The 16011-nt window shown below is 74.6% G+C and carries 13 protein-coding genes; 5 read left to right on the top strand and 8 right to left on the bottom strand.

Features of this window, described 5'->3' with window-relative positions; genetic code table 11:
• The first annotated feature begins 272 nt into the window (after positions 1–272).
• Positions 273–800, top strand: coding sequence for an Ig-like domain repeat protein (locus ACH4TG_RS38395; protein ID WP_398247505.1), 528 nt, complete (start codon positions 273–275; stop codon positions 798–800).
• A 108-nt stretch (positions 801–908) separates the two neighbouring features.
• Here the strand turns inward: ACH4TG_RS38395 and ACH4TG_RS38390 are convergent, their stop codons facing one another.
• Complete coding sequence (locus ACH4TG_RS38390) at positions 909–1898, bottom strand: malate dehydrogenase (RefSeq protein ID WP_398247504.1); 990 nt, start codon at positions 1896–1898, stop codon at positions 909–911.
• A 299-nt stretch (positions 1899–2197) separates the two neighbouring features.
• A complete protein-coding gene (locus tag ACH4TG_RS38385) occupies positions 2198–3055 on the bottom strand; it encodes a helix-turn-helix domain-containing protein (protein WP_398247502.1) in 858 nt (285 codons plus the stop codon).
• A gap of 306 nt (positions 3056–3361) precedes the next feature.
• Here ACH4TG_RS38385 and ACH4TG_RS38380 point away from each other — a divergent pair, with 306 nt between their 5' ends.
• Positions 3362–5215 (top strand): multicopper oxidase family protein, encoded by a 1854-nt coding sequence (locus ACH4TG_RS38380; RefSeq protein ID WP_398247500.1) that lies wholly within the window; start codon positions 3362–3364, stop codon positions 5213–5215.
• Positions 5216–5290: 75 nt separating this feature from the next.
• On the opposite strand, the gene ACH4TG_RS38375 is transcribed toward ACH4TG_RS38380, so the two are convergent.
• Both ACH4TG_RS38375 and ACH4TG_RS38370 read right to left on the bottom strand, forming a co-directional pair.
• Positions 5291–5725, bottom strand: a complete 435-nt coding sequence (locus tag ACH4TG_RS38375; protein ID WP_398247498.1) for a DUF3017 domain-containing protein — start codon at positions 5723–5725, stop codon at positions 5291–5293.
• Positions 5715–6566 (bottom strand): bifunctional methylenetetrahydrofolate dehydrogenase/methenyltetrahydrofolate cyclohydrolase, encoded by an 852-nt coding sequence (locus tag ACH4TG_RS38370; RefSeq protein WP_398247496.1) that lies wholly within the window; start codon positions 6564–6566, stop codon positions 5715–5717. Before ACH4TG_RS38370 ends, ACH4TG_RS38375 begins: the two co-directional genes overlap by 11 nt.
• Positions 6567–6733: 167 nt before the next feature.
• On the opposite strand from ACH4TG_RS38370, the gene ACH4TG_RS38365 reads away from it, so the two are divergent.
• On the top strand, positions 6734–7426 hold the full coding sequence (locus ACH4TG_RS38365; protein ID WP_398247494.1) for an RDD family protein: 693 nt from the start codon (positions 6734–6736) through the stop codon (positions 7424–7426).
• 111 nt (positions 7427–7537) lie between these two features.
• Here the strand turns inward: ACH4TG_RS38365 and purH are convergent, their stop codons facing one another.
• Complete coding sequence (purH, locus tag ACH4TG_RS38360) at positions 7538–9124, bottom strand: bifunctional phosphoribosylaminoimidazolecarboxamide formyltransferase/IMP cyclohydrolase (protein ID WP_398247492.1); 1587 nt, start codon at positions 9122–9124, stop codon at positions 7538–7540.
• Positions 9121–9780 (bottom strand): phosphoribosylglycinamide formyltransferase, encoded by a 660-nt coding sequence (purN, locus tag ACH4TG_RS38355; RefSeq protein ID WP_398247490.1) that lies wholly within the window; start codon positions 9778–9780, stop codon positions 9121–9123. Before purN ends, purH begins: the two co-directional genes overlap by 4 nt.
• A 219-nt stretch (positions 9781–9999) precedes the next feature.
• On the opposite strand from purN, the gene ACH4TG_RS38350 reads away from it, so the two are divergent.
• Positions 10000–10869: a hypothetical protein gene (locus tag ACH4TG_RS38350; RefSeq protein WP_398247488.1), complete on the top strand. Its 870-nt coding sequence runs from the start codon at positions 10000–10002 to the stop codon at positions 10867–10869.
• Between the two features lie 655 nt (positions 10870–11524).
• Here ACH4TG_RS38350 and ACH4TG_RS38345 read toward each other — a convergent pair.
• Positions 11525–13081: a DUF6350 family protein gene (locus tag ACH4TG_RS38345; RefSeq protein ID WP_398247486.1), complete on the bottom strand. Its 1557-nt coding sequence runs from the start codon at positions 13079–13081 to the stop codon at positions 11525–11527.
• A gap of 479 nt (positions 13082–13560) precedes the next feature.
• Between ACH4TG_RS38345 and ACH4TG_RS38340 the strand changes: the two genes are divergently transcribed.
• A complete protein-coding gene (locus ACH4TG_RS38340; protein WP_398247485.1) occupies positions 13561–14928 on the top strand; it encodes a hypothetical protein in 1368 nt (455 codons plus the stop codon).
• Positions 14929–15105: 177 nt separating this feature from the next.
• Here ACH4TG_RS38340 and sucD read toward each other — a convergent pair whose 3' ends face one another.
• Positions 15106–15990 (bottom strand): succinate--CoA ligase subunit alpha, encoded by an 885-nt coding sequence (gene sucD / locus ACH4TG_RS38335; RefSeq protein ID WP_398247483.1) that lies wholly within the window; start codon positions 15988–15990, stop codon positions 15106–15108.
• Positions 15991–16011: the final 21 nt, after the last annotated feature.

Below are 16011 nucleotides of genomic sequence, written 5' to 3'. Positions count from 1 at the left end.
CAGCTGGCAACTCACTCCGGCCACCGCATAGCGAACCGGGGCTGCCCAGCCTCCGACCGGACAGCCCCTCACCAAGATCTTCATGAGTCTTCTAGCCCGGCCCGCACCGGCGCCGCACCCTCGTGGACCCGGCCCATTCGGGGGAGCCGCTCGCCCAGGAGGGTTCGGTCGGGCCCGCACCTCCCCGAAACGGCGCGGAACGCGACCTAAAGTCACGCTCCGAACGGTCCCGGCGAAACCTCGCCCGACGGTCACATCGAGGAGGCTCATCCGTGATTCCCTGGCGCGAACGACGTGCACGTCGTGAACGGCGCGAGCACAAGGCCGCCTTCCTGGTCGCCGCCGCGGCCGCGGCCGCCGTGGTGGCCCTCGCGCCGTCGGCGGCCGCCGCCGATCCGTCGTCGACCACGGTGCAGGCGTCGCCCTCGTCGGCGTCGACCGGGCAGCTGGTGACCCTGGACGCGACCGTGACGTGCAGCTCCGACCCGAGCACCGGGCTCGGCGTGTCGTTCTTCGACGGCCCGGACCTCCTCGCCACCGCGCCCGTCTCGGCCAGCGGTCAGTCCACGCTGACCACCGGGTTCACCACCACCGGGACGCACACCATCACCGCCGCCTTCAACGGCGACGACGGCTGCAGCGCGTCGAACGGCACCACCGACGTCACCGTGTCCGAGGCCCCCGCACCGCCGTCGAACACCCCGGGCTGCCTGCTGTGCGGCCTGGTCGACTTCCACGTCGGGGACATCCACAACAACGTGAACATCAACAGCCACAACATCACGAACATCCACAAGTGAGCCCGGCCGCCGGCCGGTGGACGCGGCGAAGGGGCGCCACGGGTCCGTGGCGCCCCTTCGCTGCGTCTCCTGCGAGGTGTCGACTGCGGCCGTCGGGCCGTCGGGTCGTCAGATGAGGCCGAGCTCGCGCACCGCGGCGCGCTCCTCCTCGAGCTCCTTCACGGACGCGTCGATACGGGTCCGCGAGAACTCGTTGATGTCCAGGCCCTGCACGATCTCGTACGCGCCGTCCTTGGTGGTGACCGGGAACGAGGAGATCAGGCCGGTCGGCACGCCGTAGGAGCCGTCGGACACGATGCCCATGGAGGTCCAGTCGCCGTCGGCGGTGCCGTTCACCCAGGTGTGCACGTGGTCCAGGGCGGCGGACGCGGCGGACGCGGCCGAGGAGGCGCCGCGGGCCTCGATGATGGCGGCGCCGCGCTTGGCGACGGTCGGGATGAAGGTGTCGGCCAGCCACTGCTCGTCGTTCACGACCTCGGCGGCGTTCTTGCCGGCGACCTCCGCGTGGAAGACGTCCGGGTACTGCGTCGCGGAGTGGTTGCCCCAGATGGTGAGCCGCTTGATGTCCGCGACCTGCACGCCGGTCTTCTTCGCCAGCTGCGCGACGGCGCGGTTGTGGTCGAGGCGGGTCATCGCGGTGAACCGCTCGGCCGGCACGTCCGGGGCGTTGGACTGGGCGATCAGCGCGTTGGTGTTGGCCGGGTTGCCGACCACGAGGACCTTGATGTCGTCGGCCGCGTGGTCGTTGATGGCCTTGCCCTGCGGCTTGAAGATGCCGCCGTTGGCGGACAGCAGGTCGCCGCGCTCCATGCCCTTGGTGCGGGGGCGGGCGCCGACCAGCAGCGCGACGTTGGCGCCGTCGAAGGCCACGTTCGGGTCGTCGCTGATGTCGATGCCGCGCAGCAGCGGGAAGGCGGCGTCGTCCAGCTCCATCGCGGTGCCCTCGGCGGCCTTGAGGCCCTGCGGGATCTCCAGCAGCCGGAGCTTCACCGGCACGTCCGCGCCGAGCAGGTGGCCCGAGGCGATGCGGAAGAGCAGGGCGTAGCCGATCTGGCCGGCCGCTCCGGTGACGGTGACGTTGACGGGAGTGCGAGTCATTGCCTTCTCCTGGCCTTTGCTGCGGTGTGCTGCGGCGGGTTGCGGTCGCCCCGGCAGTGGCCCGAGCGGCCCTTCACGTGGATCTCTCGGCGTCAAGAGAGCCACCCGTCAGGCTATCGCGCGCGGCGGGCCGCCTCGACGCGCGGTCGTGTGGTGACGGTCACCGGCCGGAACGGTTTCCCCGCGGGGGGCGGCCCGGGAGGACGCCGGGACGCCGTCCCGGGGACGGGTCGGGGCGGGGCGGCCGGGTCGGGTCGGTCGGGGCGGGGCGAGGCGGCCGGGCGGGCGATACGGCCGCCTCAGCCGATGCAGACGCCGAGCAGGATCAGGCCCAGGCACACCTGGGAGCGGGTCGGGCTGGGGCTCGGGCTCGACGGGCTGCTCGGCGCCGCGGTGGTCCCGCCGCCGCCCGTCGTGGTCGGCGGCGCCGCGGTGGTCGTGCCGCCCGGGCTGCCGGCCCCCGGCGGCGCCGTGGAGCTCCCGCCGGTCGCGGGCGTGGCGGACGGCACGGGGGACGGGGACAGCGAACCCATCGCGGGCGACGGCCGGTCCCCGGTGGGGGCGCCGCCGGTCGGGTCCGCGCCGGCGTTCGCGGTCGTGCCGGAGCCGCCCGAACCGGCCTTCCCGGTGGGCGATCCGCCGCCCGACGAAGCGGCGCCGGTGTCGGGGGCGATCCCGCCGGACACCGAGGGCCCGGCTGTGCCCGGCGGGACGCGGCCCGTGCTCGGGCCCGCGGTGAGGAGGACGGCCACGAGCGCGGCGACGGCCAGCACGCCCACGGTCGAGAGCAGCAGCATCCGGCGGCCGCGGCGCGGCAGCCCCTCGTCGGGCCCGAGCGGGTCGAGCGGGTCCGGGTGCGGCAGGGGCTTGCCCCGGCCCCGGTCCCCGGAGCCCGAGGCGGCTTTCTCGGCGAGCTTCCACAGGGCGCCGATGCGGTCGTAGTCCGCGCCGCTGACCTGGGCCAGCACCTCGACCGCGTCGAGCGGCGGGAGGTGGCGCCCGGCGAAGGCACGCTCCCAGGACTCGGCGCTCTGCGCGGTGCGGGCGGCCAGCGCGGGCACGGTCAGGCCGCTGCGGTCCTTCATCCGCCGCAGCTGCGTGGCCAGGCGCCGCATGTCCACCGGGATGCGGTCCGCCAACGGCTGCCAGTGACCCATGGCGCACCCCCTCGCCCTCGTCCGTCCCCGCCGGGGGTCACGCTAGAACAGGCGTGCCCGCCCGCACCCGTTTTCCCGCACCTCCGCCCGGAACGGACCGCTTCGTGCTATACGCCCGCGGGGCCGCCTGTACGTCCGCGAGGCCGCACGTCAGGCCGTGTTGCTGCCGGAATCGGCCCCTTGAGTGGCGTGTCACCCGGCGTGACGGCGCGCTGCGAGGTCGTGCCGGATCCGGCCGGTATGCGTGGTCCGTCAGGTGCGCCAAGCAGAAGGCTGGAGACGATGGTTGGGCGAAGGAAATTCCTCATGGCCGGCGCCATGGGCGGTGGTGCGGCCATGCTTCCTCAGGGGCTTGCCCCGGCGCGGGCGTATGCGGCGCCGGCTCGCGGGATGGGCGGCGCCGACGCCCCGGTGACGCAGACGCCGCCGCTGGAGAAGTACGTCGATCCGCTGCCCACGCCGCTCACAGCCGTGCCGGATCCCTCGGTCTATCCCGGCGCCGACTACTACGAGATCACGATGCGCGAGGGCGAGTGGCGCTTCCACCGGGACCTCGGGCCGGCGAGGGTGTGGGGCTACTGGGCCACCAACCCGCACCGGGCGCACCGCCCGATCGGCATGGGCTATCTCGGGCCGACCATCGAGGTGGCCCCGGACCACCCGACGGTCGTCAAGTACCGCAACGAGTTGCCGACCACGCACATGTTCCAGTACGTGATCGACCAGATCCGCAGCGGGAACCCCCAGCTCACCCCGATCCCCCCGCCGCCGTACAAGAGCGAGCAGCCCTTCCCCGCGAACGTCAACGTGTGGAATGTCGTCCACCAGCACGGCGGTTACACACCGCCGCAGTCGGACGGCACCCCGATGCAGTCGTTCAGCCCGGACGGTGTCCACGCCGCGGACTACGCGACGCTGGACCCGAGCCGGGTCCGCCCCAACGAGGCGATCTACGCCTACACCAACCACGACCAGTCGTGCATGCTCTGGTACCACGATCACGCCATGGGGATGACCAGCCTCAACGTGTACGCGGGACTGGCCGGCCTCTACGTCCTCCGCGACCCCGCCGACGAGCGACTCGGCCTGCCCAGCGGCGAGTTCGAGGTGCCGCTGATCCTCCAGGACCGGACCTTCAACTCGGACGGCTCGCTCGCGTACACCATGACCGAGCGGGAGGGGGAGGACACCCCCGTCGTCAACGGGAAGGCGTACCCCTACCTGGCCGTGGAGCCGCGACGCTACCGGCTGCGCTTCCTCAACGCCTCCAACGAGCGCTTCTGGCGACTGCGCTTCGACACGCCCAGGGACGTGTTGCCGCAGCCCACGCTGCCGTTCTGGCTGATCGGCACCGACGGCGGCTTCCGCAGGCCGCTGCAGATGCTGAACTTCCTGATCTCGCCGGCCGAACGGTACGACCTGATCGTCGACTTCAGCAGGATGCCCATGGGCACCTCCATCACGCTGACGAACTACAACGCGCCCGTCCACTTCCCCGACGGCGCCGGGCCGGAGATCACCGAGGTCATGCAGTTCCGGGTCACCAGGCCCCTGTCCGGGCCGGACCGGACGACGCCGCCCGCGCAACTCGACCTGCCCGCGGTGCCACCGGCCAAGGTGGCACCGGACACCCGCCGGCGGCAGTGGGTCGTCTACCAGCACCAGCTGTTCGGCACCATGACGTTCAACGCGGTGCCCTTCCCCGAGCCGTCGCAGGACTTCGTCACCGACGGCTCGACCGAGGTCTGGGAGTACGTCAACCCCAACCACGACGGGCATCCCATGCACGTCCACCTCGTCAACTTCCAGGTGCTGAACCGGCAGCCGATGGACGCGGCCGCCTACCAGGCCCAGTACGAGATCTGGATCGACGGCGGCCGCAAACCGGAGGACCTGCCGGTGCTGGAGAACTACCTCACCGGCCCGCCGATCCCGCCGGACCCCGACGAGGCGCTCTCGTGGAAGGACACGTTCAAGTCCTATCCGGAGACGGTGACCAGGATCGTCATCCCGGACATCACCCCGCCGACCGGGCCGATCGCGTCGATCCCGGGCAGCGGCGCGGAGTTCCCGGCGATGTACATCCACCACTGCCACATCCTCGAGCACGAGGACGACGACCTGATGCGCCCCTGGACGATCGTCCGCGACGACGGCTGAGACCGCCCGGCCCCGGCACCTGCTGGGCGGGTGCCGGGGCCGGCGGCGCCCGTCGAGTACGCCAGGGCGGTGCGTCTAGCGGACGCTGAAGTGGATGATGTCCTCGAGGAAGGGGATGCGGATCAGCGGGTTGGGCTGGGCCATGAGAGCCAGGAGCAGGATGGCCAGGCCGAGCACGCCATAGGTGAGGACATCCGTGAAGCGGCTCCGCACCGCCAGCATGCCCACGTTGACGACCGTCCACCGCAGCACCGCTCCGACCAGCAGCGCCACCCCGATGGTGATCGTGCCCGCCCGGAAGGCGCCCGTCGCCGTGACGACCAGACCGATCGCCACGCCGGCTATGACCAGCAGGATCGGCCACTGCCTGGCCGGGGCGGGGGCGTCGCCGCCGGCCGCCCGGCCGCCGCCCTCGGGTCGCGGGGTGCTGCGGGTGACCGCGGGCCGGCCGCCCGGCTCGCGGCGGGACGAGTGCCGCCAGGCCGGCTCCGGCCGCGCGTCAGCCGACACGGCCTGCCGCCTCGACGACGTTCTGCAGGAGCAGGGCGCGGGTCATCGGGCCGACGCCGCCCGGGTTCGGCGACAGCCACGCGGCGACCTCCGCCACCCCCGGGTGCACGTCGCCGACGATCTTGCCGTTCTCGTCGCGGCTGACGCCGACGTCCAGCACGGCCGCGCCGGGCTTGACGTCCTCCGGCTTGACGATGTGCGGCACACCGGCCGCGGCCACCACGATGTCGGCCTGGCGCAGCTGCGCCGACAGGTCGCGGGTGCCGGTGTGGCACAGCGTCACCGTGGCGTTCTCCGACTTGCGGGTGAGCAGCAGCCCGATCGACCGGCCGACCGTGATCCCGCGCCCGACGACCACCACGTGCGCGCCGTTGATCTCCACGCCGTGCCGGCGCAGCAGCTCGACGATGCCGTTGGGGGTGCAGGGCAGCGGGCCGGGCACGCCCAGCACGAGCCGGCCCAGGCTCATCGGGTGCAGCCCGTCCGCGTCCTTGTCCGGGTCCATCAGCTCCAGCACCCGGTTGGTGTCGATGCCCTTGGGCAGCGGCAGCTGGACGATGTAACCGGTGCACGCGGGGTCGGCGTTCAGCTCGCGGACGACCGCCTCGATCTCGTCCTGCGTCGCGGTGGCCGGCAGTTCGCGCTGGATGGACGCGATGCCGACCTCGGCGCAGTCGCGGTGCTTGCCCGCGACGTACCACTTGCTCGCCGGGTCGTCGCCGACCAGCAGCGTGCCCAGGCCGGGCGTGATCCCCCGGGCCTTGAGCTCCTGGACGCGTGCGGTCAGCTCTGCCTTGATCGCGGCGGACGTGGCCTTGCCATCGAGAATCTGGGCGGTCATGCCCCCATACTCGCGGATCCGCCCGGCGGGCGGCGAATCAGGTCCCGTCCGGTCCGCGGAACGGGCGGATTTGTCCCTTGCGCGGCGCCCGGCGCCGGGCCCACGATGTGCCGGTCCCCCCTCGGCTACGCCGCCCCCGCCCGCTCCTCCGCTCGAAGGAACCGCACGTGAGCCAACCCCCCGGTCCCGCCAATCCGTACGGCGAGCAGCCGCCGCAGCAGCCCTACGGCTACCCGCAGCAGCAGCCGGCGTACCCGCAGAACCCGTACGGCCAGCCCGGCCCTGCGGGGGCCTATCCGGGCTTCCCGCAGCAGGCCGGCTACCAGCAGCCGTACGACGCGATGCCGCCCTACGCGACGGCGCCGCAGGGCATGCCCCCGCTGGCGAGCTGGGGCGCCCGGCTGGGCGCGACGCTGCTCGACTTCCTGATGGTCATGCTGGTGCCGTACGGCCTGTTCATGGCCGGGTACCTGCGGTACTCGGTGAAGGTCGCCAACCGCTGGAAGGACTGTGACAACCTGCACATCACGCGGGACAACTGCCCGGTGCCCAAGGTGCCGACCGGTTCCGTCGTGCTGATGCTGATCGGCGGCGTGCTGATGCTGGCCGCGACCCTGTTCCTCTGCTACCGCGAGGGCACCACCGGCCAGACGCCGGGCAAGCGCATCGTGGGCATCCGCGTGCTGCGCGAGCGTGACGGCTCGGCGATGGGATTCGGCCTCGCCTTCGGCCGCCGCCTGCTGCACGTCCTCGACTCCCTGCCGTGCTGCCTGGGCTACCTGTGGCCGCTGTGGGACAGCAAGAAGCAGACGTTCGCCGACAAGTGCGTGTCCACGGTGGTCATCAGGGACCCCAACTAGCCACGCCCGCACGACGCCAAAGGCGAACGGCCGGCGGCCGCGCCCTCGTTGCGAGGACGCGGCCGCCGGCCGTTCGCCGGTCCGGGCCCGTCAGGCCCGGACGCCCGGAGGTCAGTGGAAGAAGTGGCGGGTGCCGGTGAAGTACATCGTCACGCCGGCCTTCTGCGCGGCCTCGACCACCAGCTCGTCGCGGATCGAACCGCCCGGCTGCACGACGGCCTTGACGCCCGCCTCGGCGAGCACCTCGAAGCCGTCGGGGAACGGGAAGTACGCGTCGGACGCCGCGTAGGCGCCGGTGGCGCGCTCGGCACCGGCCCGGGCGACCGCCAGCCGGGCCGAGTCCACCCGGTTGACCTGGCCCATACCCACGCCGACGCTCGCGCCGCCCTTCGCCAGCAGGATCGCGTTGGACTTCACCGCGCGGCACGCCCGCCAGGCGAACGCCAGCTCGGCCAGCTCCTCCGCGGACAGCGCGTCACCGCTGGCCAGCGTCCACGCCGCCGGGTCGTCGCCCTCGGCCTGGAGCCGGTCCTTGACCTGCACCAGGACGCCGCCCTCGATGGGCCGGTACTCGGTCTCCGCCTGCGGCGCCTCGGCGCACCGCAGCACCCGGATGTTCTTCTTGCCGGACAGCACCTCGACCGCGCCGTCCTCGTACGCCGGGGCCACGATGACCTCGGTGAAGATCTCCGCGACCTGCTCGGCCATCGCCACCGACACCGGCCGGTTCACCGCGATGACGCCGCCGAACGCCGACGTCGGGTCGCAGGCGTGCGCCTTGCGGTGCGCCTCGGCGACGTCCGCGCCGACCGCGATCCCGCACGGGTTGGCGTGCTTGATGATCGCCACGCATGGCTCGGCGTGGTCGTACGCGGCGCGGCGGGCGGCCTCGGTGTCGACGTAGTTGTTGTACGACATCTCCTTGCCGTGCAGCTGCTCCGCGCCGGCCAGGCCCTGGCCCGAGCCGTCGCTGTACAGCGCGGCGCCCTGGTGCGGGTTCTCGCCGTAGCGCAGGATGTTCTGCCGCCGGTAGGTCGCGCCGGTGAAGTCGGCGAAGCCGCTGTCGCCGTCCGCCGCGTAGCCGTCGGCGAACCACGAGGCCACGGCCACGTCGTAGGCGGCGGTGTGCTGGAACGCCTCCGCGGCCAGCCGCTTGCGGGTCGTCAGGTCGAAGCCGCCGTCCTGCGCGGCGGCCAGCACGTCGGCGTACCGCCCGGGGCTGGTGACCACGGCCACCGAGGGGTGGTTCTTCGCCGCGGCGCGGACCATCGACGGGCCGCCGATGTCGATCTGCTCGACGCACTCGTCGTCGCTCGCGCCGGAGGCCACCGTCTCCCGGAACGGGTAGAGGTTGACCACGACCAGCTCGAACGGCAGCACGCCGAGGTCGGCGAGCTGCTGCCGGTGGTCGGAGATCCGCAGGTCGGCGAGGATGCCGGCGTGCACCTTGGGGTGCAGCGTCTTGACCCGGCCGTCCAGGCACTCGGGGAACCCGGTCAGCTCCTCGACCCGGGTGACCGGCACCCCGGCGCCGGCGATGCGCGCCGCGGTCGACCCGGTCGACACCAGCTCGACGCCGGCCGCGTGCAGCCCGCGGGCCAGCTCCTCCAGACCGGTCTTGTCGTACACGCTGATCAGTGCACGGCGGAAGGTCCGCTTGGTCTGCGTGCCCTCGGTGGGGGTGACGTCGGCGCTCATGCCGGGATCCGTACCTTTCGTCCTTCGATGCGGTAGCCGTCGCGCGACAGCCGCCCTACGACGTCGACGAGCAACCGCCGCTCGACGTCCTTGATGCGCTCGTGGAGCGCGTCCTCCGTGTCGTCCTCGCGGACCTCGACCGCGCGCTGCGCGATGACCGGGCCGCTGTCGACGCCGTCGTCGACGAAGTGGACGGTGCACCCGGTGACCTTCACGCCGTACGCGAGCGCGTCGCGGACGCCGTGGGCGCCGGGAAAGCTCGGCAGCAGCGCGGGGTGGGTGTTGACCAGCCGCCCCCCGTACCGGGCGAGGAACGCCTTGCCGACGATCTTCATGAAGCCCGCGGAGACCACCAGGTCCGGCTCGAACGCGGCGGTGGCCTGCGTCAATGCCTCGTCCCAGCTGTCGCGGTCGGGGTGGTCCTTCACCTTCACCACGAAGGTGGGGAGCCCGGCGCGCTCGGCCCGTTCGAGGCCGGCGATGCCGTCGCGGTCGGCGCCGACCGCGACGATCCGGGCACCGTAGTCGGGGTCGGCGTCGATCGCGTCGATCAGCGCCTGCAGATTGGTGCCCGAGCCGGAGACCAGGACCACCAGGCGGGCGGTCCGGTCCGGGTCTGCGGGGCGGTCAGGGCGGGCGGGGGTGCGGGCGGCCACTGGCGGGGGCTCCCTTGGAGGTGGTGCGGTATTGGATGATCGTACGATGCGGGGGCCGTTCGCATTCCGGGGAACCCTACGAGCCCGCCGACCGTCAGCAACGATACCGGCACTCTGGACGGCCCCCGCGGGACGGGGGAGCGCGCGGACGGTAGCGTCTGGCGGAGAATGGAAGTTCGCACAGGGCACCCACTGACCGGAGGAGTCGAGCCCAAGGGGATGGCGCATCACATCATGAGCAGCGGCAGCAACCGTTTCGTGCTGCGCGCGCCCGAGGGCGATCAGCGGGACAACCCGTTCGCGCCGCCGCCCGCCGGAGCGCCTGACCGGCCGTGGCAGCCGCGGCAGCCGGAGGGCCCGCGGGGCGCGCAGTCGCCGTCCGGCGAGGGCCAGGGGGACGGCGGTTCCTCCGGCGATTCGCAGGGCGGGGCGCCCGGGGGCTCGCAGGGAACGCCCGACGGATCCCAGGGCGGGCAGCAGGGCGGGTCCCCGCAGGGGCCGCCGCCTCCGCCGCCCCCGGCATGGGGCAGCCAGTGGAGCAGCAGGCAGCCGCAGTCAGGACGGCCCGATCCGTTCGCGCAGCGCCCACCGGACCAGGAGGCGCCCACCGGGCCGCAGGGCACCGGACCGCGGTTCGACCCCACCGACCCGGCGCACCGCCGGTCCCGCTACGCGCTGGTGTGCGGCGGCTGGGGCCTGATCTTCGCGCTGCTCGGGTGGACCGCGATCGGGCTGCTGCTGGGCGCGCTCGCCCTCTACTGGGGCATCAGCGCGCTGCGGATGTCCCCGGAGGACCGTGCGTCCGCGCGGGCCACGGCCGCCTCGGCCCTGGCCGACGCGACGCAGTCGCCCCGCCCGGCGCCCCCCGCGCCCGGCCCCGACGCGCAGCGGTCCTTCCTGACCGCCGCGTGGTCCGGTGTGATCACCAGTGCTCTGGCGCTGGCGATCGTCGCGGCGACGTACGGCTTCCAGTTGGCGTACCGCGACTACTACACGTGCAAGTCGGATGCTTTGACGCAGCCGGCGGCGCATGCGTGCACCAAGCTTCTGCCGACGCCGTTCCGGGATCTGCCGGCCTTCCGCCGCTGACCGCCTCCGGCGGGCCGGGAACGGCCTGGTGCGCCTTGCGCCTGCGGGGGCCTCTGGGATGAGGTGCGGCTCTCCCCTGCGCGGGGCCGCGCCTGACGGCGGGTGAGGTCCGCGCTTCCGTGCGGGTCAGGCTGCGCCTGGCTCGGGGGCGGTTCGGCACCGCCGGGTCGGTTCGTCTCGCGTCCCGCCGCGGCGGCGGGATCAAGGGAGCCTCTCGGCTCCCCCGGGCCCCACGACGATCAGGCTGCGCCCGGCTCGGGGCGGTTCGGCACCGCCGAGCCCGCTCGTCTCGCGTCCCGCCGCGGCGGCGGGATCAAGGGAGCCTGGCCGCTCCCCTGGACCCCACGGCGACTCCTGAGCCCCAGGCTGCGCCTGGCTCGGGGGCGGTTCGGCACCGCCGAATCGGTTCGTCTCGCGTCCCGCCGCAGCGGCGGGATCAAGGGAGCCTGGCCGCTCCCCTGGGCCCCACGGCGACTCCTGAGCCCCAGGCTGCGCCTGGCTCGGGGCGGTTCGGCACCGCCGGGTCGGTTCGTCTCGCGTCCCGCCGCCGCGGCGGGATCAAGGGAGCCTCTCGGCTCCCCCGGGCCCCACGACGATCAGGCTGCGCCCGGTCGTCCACTGGGGCCCCACGGTTGTTCGGGGGCGCGGGGCGGGGTCATGCGGGTGGGTTGGAGCCACTGGGGGTGGGGGGTGGGGAAGGGGCGGTCGGGGGGAGGGGCGGGGGGAAGGGTGGGGGGGTTGGCCAGGGGAGGGGGTCGGTGACGGAGGGGGCGGGGGCTTCGGTGGGGCGGCGGAACGTGGGGCGGGGGATGCGGGGGCGCCAGGGGGAAGCAGGGCGCGGGAGGTGGGGGCGCCACGCGGAGGTGGGGCGCGGGATGTGCGGGCGCCAGCCGTGGGCGGGGTGGGCCACGTGCCAGCTCAGCACGAGGGCTCCGGGCACGGCGAGGACCAGAACCCACGCCGCGCCCGCGGACCCCGTCAGCCACCACGTGGGCCCGAACGTGGCGAGCACGTCGTTGCCGAGCGCCCCGCCCGCCCACGCAGCGGCCACCGCCAGCCCCGCACCGTAGAAGAGCGCCGCACCGCAGGTGACCCGCAGCGTCCGCCACCCGCTCAGCCCCGCTCCGCCCGCGCACCACGCCACCGCGCACGCGGCCGCCGCGGGCAGCGCCAGCGTGGCCCAGCCGAAGACGCCCGCTCCCCCGGTCCCGGGCAGTGCCGCCAGCAGCGGGAAGGACGGCAGCAGCGGATACCCGGACGCCCCGGCCGGGCCCACCACGCTGCCCGCGCCGACGCAGAAGCCGGCGCCCAGCGCGTAGGACGCCGCCCACACGGCCAGGTTGGGGATCAGCGCGGCGGCCAGCAGCAGGACCGCGACGCGCCCGGCGTTCGGCCCGCTGAGCTGGCCGTACGTCCGCCCGACCGCGTCCCAGTGCCAGGCCAGCGCGGCCGCGCCGAGCAGCGCGCCGCCGCCGAGCAGCACCCCGCCCGCGACGGCCGCGGACCGCAGCGCCGCCGCGAGTTCCTCCGCGTAACCGCGGGGCAGCGGCAGCCACGAGTCGAGCGGCGGCCGCCCGCACCCCGACCAGGCCCCGCACGCCACGGCGACGGTCGCGAACAGCGGCACGTAGAGCGCGGTCAGGGGCGCGACGCGGATCGGGCCGCCCGACGCGTAGACGACGGCGACCGCCGTCACCGTCAGATAGCCGGCCAGCACCCAGCGGGCGACGGCGAGGGCATGGCGCACGTCGGGCGGGCCGTCATGGCCGGTCCTGCCGCCCGCTCCGCGCGCGTCCGGGGCGTGCGCACCATCGGCCCCCTTTCCGTCCCCGTCGGCGGCGTCGTCCGCGTCGCGCTCCCCGGCGACCGCGGACGCCGTGCCCCGGTACAGCAGCCACGCCGGGACGGCGCTGAGCAGCAGCGGGGTGAGGCCGACGGGTGCCGGGTCGCCGGACAGAGTGCCGGTGCGGACGAGTTCGGCGCCCTGGGCGAGCAGCCACAGGGCGGCGGTGAGGTGCAGCGCGCTGCCGAGTCCGCTGTCGGGGTAGGGCGAGCCGATCCAGAGCAGCAGGACGGCGACGGCCGGCACGCCGAGCCCGAGGCCGGCGGCGACGGCGCCCGCGGCGAGCGCGGACACCCGTTCCGCGGCCCACCGCGCGTGCGGCTCGGGGGCCGCGGTGGGGGCCTGGACGGGGTCGGTGGTGTGCGTCACGGCGACCCATGCTGCCAAGAACACCCGTTTCGCCCCGGCAGCGGGCGAAAAGTCGTCGTGTCGCGCAGTATGAGCGCTATGTGTCTTTTTTTCCGACGATCGGACGCTCAGACCAACGCCCGCCCGCACGGCGCTGAGGGGGCCGCGCGGTGAGCGCCCGGAAGAATCGGAAGAACGAGAAGCCGCAGCACCGGGACGAGGCCGAGGCGACGCCGTCCGGCCACGGGGAACACGGCCCCGCGCGCAGCCCCCGCCCGGGCGCGGCCCAGGCGGAGCCCCCGCGCGGCGCACTCCGGACCGCACCGCGCCCCGGGACGACGCGCACCGAACCCCGCCCTGGCACGACGCGGACCGAGCCGAGGCCCACCGCCGAACCGGCCGCGCGGGCGACAGGCCCCGCCCACCCGCACTCCCCCACGCCCGTCCCGGCCGGTGCCCCGGGCCCGCACTCCCCGGCGCCGGCCCGCGCGTACCGGCCGGTGGCGGCGACGTACCGCCCCGTCGAGGCGACCGCGCCCCCGTCCGGGCACCCGGACGGGGGCGCGGACGCCGGAGGGCGCGAGAGGGCCGCGGGCCCGGAACAGGCCACCCGCCCTGAGGAGGCCGCGCTCCCCCGCACCCCGGAGGCCGCGTTCGACGCGCTGTACGTCCGCAGCGCCGGCGCCCTGCTGCGCCAGGTGGAACTGCTCACCGGCGACCCGGTCTTCGCCGGCCACGCGGTGGCCCGGGCCTTCGACCTGGCCTGGCAGCGGTGGCCCGAGGTCGCCGAGGACAGCGACCCGGTGGGCTGGGTGCGGGCGGCGGCCTACGAGTACGCCCTCGCACCCTGGCAGCGCTGGGTGCCCGGGGCCGCCCACCGCCTGCAGCCGCACCCCCCCGAGGATTCGCTGGCGGCGGCGCTGCTCGACCTGCCGCCCGCGCACCGCAGGGCGCTGATGCTCCACGACGGCCTGGGCCTGGACCTGCCCGACGCCGCGGCGGAGGTCGAGGCGAGCACGGCGTCGACGGCCGCCCGGATCACCCACGCCCGCGAGGCGCTGACGGCGGCGCTGCCCGAGCCGGCGCAGCCCCTGTCGGTGCGGCTGGGCGCGCTCCTCGACGGCGAGCAGGACCCGCCTCAGGAACCGGCCGGCGTACGGGAGGCCAGCGAGCGCGGGGTGCACCGGCGCACCGTGGGGGCGTTCGGCCTCACCGGCCTGATCGCCGCCGTCACCCTGACGGTCGTCCTGGCCGGCCCCGGCACCGGGAAGCACGCGACCCCGCCGGACGCGCCGGCCCCGGCCGCCAGCACTCCGCACGCGGCCAACGCCCCCGAGTTCGTCCAGGAGTTCCTGCCCCCGTCCGCCCCGCTCGTGACGCCGAGCACGGGCATGGGAGCGCCGCCCGCGGGCCCGCCCTGGGCTCCGCTCGCCCCGGCGCCGGCGACACCGCCCGCGACCCCCGGCGCCTCCGCGCACCGGGCGACGACGGGCACGCCGGCCGCGGCACCGCCCGTGCCGCACCGGCCCGCCGTCACCGCGGCGCCCGTCGAGCGGCGCTCCCCCGCAGGCGCGTCCTCGGCCGTTCCGTCCGGCCCCCGCCGTTCCGCGACCGCGACACCGCCCCCGGCGGGCCCCGCCGCGCACGGTGCTGCGGCGACGCGACCGGCCGCGGGGCCGACGGCCCCCGCGGCGTCGAGCGCTCCGGCCGCTCCGGCCGCTTCCGCCCCGGCCGCCGCCCAGCCCCCGCAGCCCCTCCCGCCGAGCCCTGCCGCCCCGCAGCCGGCCGCCCCGGTTGACCCGGCCGCCCCGGCCACCGCGGCGCCGGCCGGGGCGGCGAACGCGATCGGCCCGAGCCCGGCCCCGTGAGGGCGTCGGCCCCAGCACAGGCAGCGGCACCGCGCCCTGGCGCCGAGGGGCGGCAAAGCGAACGGCGCGGGCCCGTCCCCCTGGGGGGAAGGACCCGCGCCGTCACGCGGTGATCAGCCGGGTTCGCGGCCCGCGCGCCGCCCGGTGGCCGGGCGGGGCTTCCGCGGGTGCCGGGACTCAGCCCGCGAGGATCGCCCGGGCGAGGCGCGCCGTCTCGGACGGCGTCTTGCCGACCTTGACGCCCGCGGCCTCGAGGGCCTCCTTCTTGGCCTGAGCGGTGCCGGAGGAGCCGGAGACGATGGCGCCGGCGTGGCCCATGGTCTTGCCCTCGGGCGCGGTGAAGCCCGCGACGTAGCCGACGACCGGCTTGGTCACGTTCTTCTCGATGAACGCCGCGGCCCGCTCCTCGGCGTCGCCGCCGATCTCACCGATCATCACGATCAGGTCGGTGTCGGGGTCGGCCTCGAACGCGGCGAGCGCGTCGATGTGCGTGGTGCCGATGATCGGGTCGCCGCCGATGCCGACCGCGGTCGAGAAGCCGATGTCCCGCAGCTCGTACATCATCTGGTACGTCAGGGTGCCCGACTTGGAGACCAGGCCGATGCGGCCGGGCTTGGTGATGTCGCCCGGGATGATGCCGACGTTCGACTGGCCCGGGGTGATGATGCCGGGGCAGTTCGGGCCGATGATGCGGGTCTTGTTGCCCTTCTTGCCGGCGTGCGCCCAGAAGGCGGCCGAGTCGTGCACGGCGATGCCCTCGGTGATCACGACGGCGAGCGGGATCTCCGCGTCGATCGCCTCGACGACCGCGTCCTTGGTGAACTTCTCCGGCACGAAGATGACGGAGACGTTGGCGCCGGTCTTCTCGATGGCCTCCTTGACGGTGCCGAAGACCGGTACCTCGGTGCCGTCGAAGTCCACGGTCTGCCCCGCCTTGCGCGGGTTGACGCCGCCCACGACGGTGGTGCCGTCGCCCAGCATGAGCTTGGTGTGCTTCATGCCGGTGGCGCCGGTCATGCCCTGGACGATGACCTTGCTGTCCTTGTTGAGCCAGATAGCCATGGTGGTGTGAGTCCTCGTCCT

Source organism: Streptomyces sp. NPDC020917 (assembly GCF_044333795.1).
GTDB lineage: Bacteria > Actinomycetota > Actinomycetes > Streptomycetales > Streptomycetaceae > Actinacidiphila.
This window is presented reverse-complemented; position numbering and strand designations above follow the sequence as displayed.

What these genes read in the sequence shown, in the direction of transcription:
- ACH4TG_RS38385 (WP_398247502.1), bottom strand. Translation starts at nt 3,055, where the DNA reads ATGGGTCACTGGCAGCCGTTGGCGGACCGCATCCCGGTGGACATGCGG.
- sucD (WP_398247483.1), bottom strand. Translation starts at nt 15,990, where the DNA reads ATGGCTATCTGGCTCAACAAGGACAGCAAGGTCATCGTCCAGGGCATG.
- ACH4TG_RS38380 (WP_398247500.1), top strand. Translation starts at nt 3,362, where the DNA reads ATGGCCGGCGCCATGGGCGGTGGTGCGGCCATGCTTCCTCAGGGGCTT.
- ACH4TG_RS38350 (WP_398247488.1), top strand. Translation starts at nt 10,000, where the DNA reads ATGGCGCATCACATCATGAGCAGCGGCAGCAACCGTTTCGTGCTGCGC.
- ACH4TG_RS38370 (WP_398247496.1), bottom strand. Translation starts at nt 6,566, where the DNA reads ATGACCGCCCAGATTCTCGATGGCAAGGCCACGTCCGCCGCGATCAAG.
- purH (WP_398247492.1), bottom strand. Translation starts at nt 9,124, where the DNA reads ATGAGCGCCGACGTCACCCCCACCGAGGGCACGCAGACCAAGCGGACC.
- ACH4TG_RS38390 (WP_398247504.1), bottom strand. Translation starts at nt 1,898, where the DNA reads ATGACTCGCACTCCCGTCAACGTCACCGTCACCGGAGCGGCCGGCCAG.